This is a genomic window from Lentzea indica (assembly GCF_012184385.1).
Lineage (GTDB): Bacteria > Actinomycetota > Actinomycetes > Mycobacteriales > Pseudonocardiaceae > Lentzea > Lentzea indica.
This window is the reverse complement of the sequence record NZ_VSRL01000427.1, coordinates 1-4,384: the sequence shown is the minus strand read 5'-3', so window position 1 is coordinate 4,384 and position 4,384 is coordinate 1. Positions and strand designations below refer to the sequence as shown.

The 4,384-nt window shown below is 70.8% G+C and carries 2 protein-coding genes; both read right to left on the bottom strand.

The features are described 5' to 3' along the window. On the bottom strand, positions 1 to 625 hold a 625-nt coding region (locus tag FXN61_RS54970; RefSeq protein WP_223165899.1), incomplete at its 3' end, for a KR domain-containing protein. Then, the coding region (locus FXN61_RS47625; RefSeq protein ID WP_167980363.1) for a type I polyketide synthase at positions 591 to 4,384 on the bottom strand (3,794 nt) is incomplete at its 5' end. The genes FXN61_RS54970 and FXN61_RS47625, both read right to left, overlap by 35 nt.

Sequence of the window (4,384 nt, the reverse complement as noted above, 5' to 3'; positions counted from 1 at the left end):
CTGTCGCGGCGCGCGGCCGCCAGCTCGTCCAGCACCTCCCGGGCGCCGGGAAGCTCGGCCAGCACGGCGACGGACGCAGGCTCAGCAACGCGGCGAGCAGCTGCGGGTGGTGGATGTCCGCGATCACGGCAGTGGGCGCGGTCTCCGCCACCACGCCTCTCATCGCCGCGACGGCGGGCTCTGGGTCCAAAGTGGACGCGCCGACGGACTTGATCGTCCGCGCGACGCGTTCCTCGCCCGCCATGCCGTCGCCGGTCCACGCACCCCACGCGATCGACGTCGCGGCAAGGCCAAGCTCCCGCCGCTGCGTGGCGATGGCGTCGAGCACGGCGTTGGCAGCCGCGTAGTTGGCCTGGCCGGGATTGCCCAACGCGCCCGCGACCGACGAGAACAGGATGAACGCGTCCAACTCCAGCTCGCGCGTCAGTTCGTCGAGCAGGAACGCCGACGTGACCTTCGCCTGGAAGACGTCGGTGAACCGCTCTGGCGTGAGCCCGTCGAGCACACCGTCGTCGAGCACACCGGCCGCGTGCACAACAGCCTTGACGCCGGTGGTGAGCACCGCGGCCAGCTCGGCGCGGTTCGCGGCGTCACACTTCACGACCTCGACGCCCAGCTCCGCCACGATCTCCGCCGCCGCCCGGCGCGTCCATGCCGCGCCGGCTCAGCAGCACGACCTTCTCCGCGCCGCGCGCGACGAGGTCGCGCGCAACGTGCTTGCCGAGCGCACCCGTGCCACCGGTGACCACAACGGTCCCGCTCGGCTGCCACTCGCGGGATGCGCGTGGTGCCACGAGAATCCGCCGGCCGAACGCCCCGGTCGCCCTGATGGCGATCTGGTCCTCGTCGCCGCTCAACACCGCCGCGAACCGTTGCGCCGCGCGCTCGTCCAGCTCTGCGGGCAGGTCGACAAGGCCGCCCCAACGGTTCGGATGCTCCAGCGCCGCAACCCGGCCGAGCCCCCACACGCCTGCCTGCCAAGGGTTGCTGACGGCATCGGCGCGCCCGGCCGACACCGCGCCGCGCGTCACCGCCCACAGCGGCGCCATGACACCCGCGTCGCCGAGCGCCTGGATCAGCGCGGTGGTGCTGATGATCGGCGCGAGCTCACCGTCGCCCAGTGCCAGGAACGAGACCACGCCCGTGAACGGCACCTGCGCGAACTCCGCGAGCTGTCCCGCCAGGTGCTCGCGGTCCGTCTGCTCAACCGAGAGCACGGTGACGTCCCCGAGCGCGCTCAGGAGCAGCTCGTCGACCGGCCCGACCACGAGCCACTTGCCGGGCTTCGCGGTAAGGACCGCGATCGGCTGCCAGCTCTCCCGATGCAGCCACGAGTCCACAGTGGACTGACTCCGGCGCTTGCCGCGCCACGCCGATAACGCCGGGAGCACACCTGCGAGCGTCTCGCCGTCGAGGTCGAGCGTGGCGGCAAGGGACGCGACGTCCTCCTGCTCGACCGCCGTCCAGAACGCCGCGTCGGCCGGATCCGCCGCCGCCGCTCCCGTCGCCGCCTCCGGCCAGAACCTCTCGTGCTGGAACGGATACGTCGGCAGATCGACCCCACGCCCGCCCTGGTAGAAGCTCGACCAGTCGACATCGGTGCCACTGACGTACAGCCGCGCGAGCGCCGCCACGAATGCCTTGCGTTCCCCACGATCCTTGCGCAGTGCCGGAACCGCGCCGTCGACGAGCGCCGCCAGCACTCCGTCGGGCCCGATCTCGAGGAATGCGCTCGCACCCTGTTCCTCGAGCCTTCCGACGTTCTCGGTGAAACGGACCGTGTCGCGGACGTGGCCGACCCAGTACTCGGGATCGGTGACATCGCCCGTGGTCGCGATCGGGATGCGCGGCTCGGCGAACGTGAAGCCCCGGATCGCCTGCCGGAACCCGTCGAGCATCGGCTCCATCAACGGCGAGTGGAACGCGTGACTGACTTCGAGCTGCTTGGTCTTGCGGCCTTCGAACCTCGCTGTCAGTTCACGGACTTCGTCTTCGATGCCCGCGATGACCAGGGAGCTGGGTCCGTTGATCGCCGCGATGGAGACACCTGGGGTCAGGTGCGGGGTCACCTCGTCCTCGGTGGCCTGCAGCGCGATCATCACACCGCCGGCGGGCAGCGCCTGCATGAGCCGGGCACGTGCTTGGACAAGCTTCGCGGCGTCTTCGAGGCTGAGCACCTCGGCGACGTGCGCGGCTGCGATCTCGCCGATCGAGTGCCCCGCGAGCAGGCGCGGGACGATCCCGAACGACTCCGCCAACCGGTACAGCGCCACCTCCATCGCGAACAGCGCGGGCTGCGCATTGCCCGTCTGGTTCAGCGCCTCGGCGTCGTCCCCCCACATGACGTCACGAACATCGAGGTGCTCGAACACCTCGTCCAGCGCCTGTGCGAACGCCGGGAACTCCTCATACAGCTCCCGCCCCATGCCCAGCCGCTGCGAACCTTGCCCGGAGAACAGCACGGCGAGCGTCTTCCCAGACGCCTCACCACTGGCCACTACATCGCCGTCCACCAACACGGCCCGGTGCTCGAACAACGCGCGCGTGGTCGCTAGCGAGTACCCGACGTCGAGCGCGTTGGCCTCAACCGCCCGGATCCGCTCGATCTGCGCTGCCAACGCCGCCGCGGACTTCGCCGACACCAGCCACGGAATCGATTCCGTCTGGGCCCCCCAGGGGGAGACCGAGGTCCCCACTCCAATCGTCCCACGGGAGACCGACGATTCCGGCTCCGCAAGATCGACAACGGGCGGGTTGTCCACAGGCGCCGAGTTGTCCACAGAAATCGAAGATGGGGTTGCGGCTTCGAGGATCACGTGGGCGTTGGTGCCGGAGAGACCGAAGGACGAGACGCCGGCGCGGGCCGGGCGGTCGACGGCGGGCCACGGGGTGGTGGAGGTGAGCAGCTCGACGGCGCCCGCGGACCAGTCGACGTGGGAGGACGGCGACGTGACGTGCAAGGTCGGCGGCAGCAGGCCGTGTTGGAAGGCCAGCACCATCTTGATCACGCCGGCCACACCGGCGGCGGCCTGCGTGTGACCCAGGTTCGACTTGATCGCGCCTAAGTACAGCGGGGCGCTGGAGCGGTCACGGCCGTAGGTGGCGAGCAGCGCCTGGGCCTCGATCGGGTCGCCGAGGCGGGTGCCGGTGCCGTGCGCCTCGACGGCGTCCACGTCCGAAGTGGACAGTCTGGCGTTGGCGAGGGCCTGGCGGATCACGCGTTGCTGCGCGGGGCCGTTCGGGGCGGTCAGGCCGTTGGAGGCACCGTCCTGGTTCACCGCCGAGCCGCGCACGACGGCCAGGACGTGGTGGCCGTTGCGGAGGGCGTCCGACTGGCGTTCCACGACGAGCACGCCGACACCCTCGGCCCAGCCGGTGCCGTCCGCGTTGTCGGAGAAGGCGCGGCAGCGCGCGTCCGCCGCGAGGCCGCCCTGGGCGTTGAAGCCGGCGAAGTTCATGGGCGTGGACATGACAGTCACGCCGCCGACCAGGGCAAGCGTCGACTCACCCGACCGCAGCGACTGCGCGGCCAGATGCAATGCCACCAAAGAAGAAGAACAGGCGGTGTCGATCGTGAGCGCGGGGCCCTCGAAGCCGAACGTGTAGGAGAGACGGCCGGAGATCACCGCGGCGGCGAGTCCGGTCGAGGCGTGGCCTTCGATGTCGCCGCGCGCCCTCAGCACGAGGTTCGTGTAGTCCTGGCCGTTCGTGCCGACGAACACGCCGGTCTTCGAACCGCGCAGCGTGGCGGCGTTGATGCCCGTGCGTTCGACGGCTTCCCAGGAGACTTCGAGCAGTTGGCGTTGCTGCGGGTCCATGGCCAGGGCCTCGCGCGGCGAGATGCCGAAGAACGCCGGGTCGAACTCCGCCGCGCCGTAAAGGAAGCCGCCCTCGACGGTGCCACCGGCGGCCAGCGCGTCCTGTTCCCAGCCGCGGTCGGACGGGAAGCTCGCGATCGCGTCGGTGCCGTCGGCCAGCAGCCGCCACAGGTCCTCAGGAGTCGAGACGCCGCCGGGGAACCGGCACGCCATGCCGACGATGACGATCGGGTCGTCCGCGTCCGCGACGCCCTGCGCGGCGATGCCGAGGTCCGCGCCCTCGCCGGTCAGTTCGGCGAGCAAGTGCTCGGCCAGTACGAGCGGTGTCGGGTAGTCGAAGATCAACGTGGCGGGCAGCGTCAAGCCGGTGGCCTGAGCCAGGGCGTTGCGCAGTTCGATCGCGGTCAGCGAGTCGAAACCGAGTGCCCGGAACTCCTTCTCCGCGCCCACCGCGTCGGCGCCGGCGTAGCCGATGACCTTCGCGGCTTCCGCCCGCACCACGTCGACGACGGTTCGCGCCCGTTCGCCGCCGGGCAGCCCGCTGAGCTTCGCGAGCAGGCCACCGC